Source organism: Actinosynnema sp. (genome assembly GCF_052038725.1).
Genome location: NZ_JBQGCX010000584.1, coordinates 1 through 2,549 on the forward strand (window position 1 = coordinate 1; position 2,549 = coordinate 2,549).

The 2,549-nt window shown below is 74.2% G+C and carries 3 protein-coding genes; 2 read left to right on the plus strand and 1 reads right to left on the minus strand.

Annotation, left to right across the window (positions count from 1 at the left end; genetic code table 11):
* A partial coding sequence (locus ACTUAL_RS12220; protein WP_440900314.1) for an MMPL family transporter occupies positions 1–802 on the minus strand: 802 nt, incomplete at its 3' end.
* Positions 803–844: 42 nt separating this feature from the next.
* Here ACTUAL_RS12220 and ACTUAL_RS12225 point away from each other — a divergent pair.
* Together ACTUAL_RS12225 and ACTUAL_RS12230 are read left to right on the plus strand one after the other, a co-directional pair.
* Complete coding sequence (locus tag ACTUAL_RS12225) at positions 845–1,309, plus strand: MarR family winged helix-turn-helix transcriptional regulator (RefSeq protein WP_096495872.1); 465 nt, start codon at positions 845–847, stop codon at positions 1,307–1,309.
* Between the two features lie 52 nt (positions 1,310–1,361).
* Positions 1,362–2,498 (plus strand): glycosyltransferase, encoded by a 1,137-nt coding sequence (locus ACTUAL_RS12230; RefSeq protein WP_440900315.1) that lies wholly within the window; start codon positions 1,362–1,364, stop codon positions 2,496–2,498.
* Positions 2,499–2,549: the final 51 nt, after the last annotated feature.

Below are 2,549 nucleotides of genomic sequence, written 5' to 3' on the forward strand. Positions count from 1 at the left end.
CGGTGCGCATGGCCGCGTGCTTGTCCTCGGTGTCGCGCAGCTCCTCGCGGAAGCGGGACACCAGGAGCAGGGCGTAGTCGGTGGCCGCGCCGAAGACGAGGATGAACAGGATGCCCTGGCTCTGGCCGTTGAGGTCGACCGCGCCCGCGTCGGCGAGCAGGTAGACCGCGAGGCTGGCGACGCCGAGCGCGAACACGCCGGACAGCAGCACGATCACCGGCAGCAGCGGGCTGCGGTAGACGAGCACGAGGATCACCGCGACGACGGCGGCGGCGACGAGCAGCAGGATGCCGTCGATGCCGCCGAACGCCTCCTTCAGGTCGGCGATCTGCGCGGCCGGGCCGGTGACCAGCACGGTCAGCCCCTCCGGTGGGGACGCGAACGCCTCGCGCAGCTCCTCCACGCCGGGCGCGGGCTCGGCGCCGTCGAGCAGGACGATCCGCTGGGCGGCCTTGTCGTCCTGCTGGGAGGGGATGAGCGGGGACGCCTCGCCGGGCAGCTCGGCGCCGCTGAGGTACTGGCGGTCGGCGTCGGTGAGGCCGCTGTCACGCTCGGCGATGACGATGGCGGGTACCTGGCGGGAGGTCTCGAACGCCTTGAGCAGGGTGGCGACCTCGGTGGCCTCGGCCGAGGAGGGGAGGAAGGCGGTGTTGTCGTTGACCGACACCTCGCTGAGCTTTCCGGCGTAGGGGCCGCCGAATCCGCCGAGCGCGAGCCACGCCACGGCGATCAGGGCGGGCAGCAGCCAACGTGCGCGCGATGTCACGGGAGAATGTCCTCCGGAGCCATTAACTTCGACCATCGAACTATCGGACGATCGAAATAGTAGAGGAAGGACGCCGGTGTGGCAGATCACGACCTGCTCGTTCGGCTGTTGCAGCTGCTGACGGTCGAGTCGGACCGCTTCGCCGAGCGGTTCGGGGAGCGCCACCGGATGCACCGCACGGACCTGAACGCCCTGCTCCACATCATGGAGGCGCGCTGGTCCGAGCAGCCGATGACGCCGGGACGGCTGGCCGAGGTGATGCGGCTGAGCGCGTCGGCGACCACGTCCGTGCTCGACCGGCTGGAGTCCTCCGGGCACGTGCACCGGGTGCGCAGCGCGACCGACCGGCGGCGGGTGGACCTGGCGGTGGACCAGCGCGCGCTGGAGCTGGGCCGGGAGTTCTTCCTGCCGCTGAACGAGGCGTTCACCCGCGCCTGGGCCGGGTTCGACGAGGCCGAGCGCGCGGTGGTCGCGCGGTTCCTGCGCGCGAGCATCGAGGCCACCACCGAGGTGCGGGACAGCCTGGACGAAGATCACGGTTGACCAGGGACTTCCGCCCTGTCCCGCAGTGATCGGCGCGGGATACCGTAGCCGCGTGAAGATCCTTTTCTCCAGTCTGGGGACCTTCGGCCACACCTACCCCGTGCTGCCCCTGGTGCGGGCCGCGGTGGAGGCCGGGCACGAGGTCGTCTACGCCACGACCGAGCGGGTGCACCCGGCCATCGCGGCCGCGGGCGCGGAGCCGGTCGCGGCCGGGTGGGACGTGCGGCAGGCCGTCGCGCACCAGTTCGGCCGCCCGATGCGCCCGCAGGACCTGTCGCCGCAGGAGCAGGAGCGGGTCTCGGCGATCTCGTTCGGCACGGTCCTGCCCGAGCGCTTCGCCACCGACCTGGCCCCGCTGCTGGAGCGGCACAAGCCGGACCTGGTGATCCGCGAGGTGCTCAACCTGGGCGCGGCGCTGGCCGCGGCCAAGGCGGGCGTGCCGGCCCTGTGCCACGGCCTCGGCCGGATGGACGCGGTCGACCTCGGCCCCGCGCTGCACGCGAACGTGCGCGAGGTCGCGGCCGGGCTGGGCGTCGAGCCCGCCGGTGACGGGCTGCTGCTGGGCAACCCGCTGCTGGACATCTGCCCGCCCGCGTGGCAGCGCGACCTCGGCGACGCCGAGCGGCTCCCGCTGCGGCCGGTGCAGCACAGCGACGACGTGCCGGTGCCCGAGGGCGTGGTGGGGCGCGACGGGAAGCTGGTCTACCTGTCGCTCGGCACCGTGTTCAGCGACGCGCCGGTGCTGCGCGGGGCGATCGACGGGCTGGCCGCGCTGGACGCCCGCGTGGTCGTGTCGGCCGGGCCGCTGGTGGACGTGGACGCGCTGGGCGAGCTGCCCGCGAACGTGAGCGTGCACCGCTGGCTGCCGCAGGGCGAGCTGCTGCGGCACGCCGACCTGTCCGTGCACCACGGCGGCATGGGCACCACGATCGGCAGCGCGGTCGGCGGCGCGGTGCACCTGGTGCTGCCGCAGGGCGCGGACCAGTTCGGCAACGCCGAGGCGGTCGTCGGGTCGGGCCTGGGCCGGGCGCTGGTGGGCGCGGACGCGACGGTCGAGGCGATCACCGGGGCCGCGCGCGAGCTGCTCGTGGACGGGGAGCGCCGGGCGGCGGCCGAGGCGATGGCGGCCGAGATCGCGGCGATGCCGTCCCCCGAGGACGTGGGCGCCGAGCTGGGGCGGCGCGTGTGAGCCGCGCGGTGCGGCGCCCGGCGCTCCCCGAGCCGGACGCCCGCCAGGCCG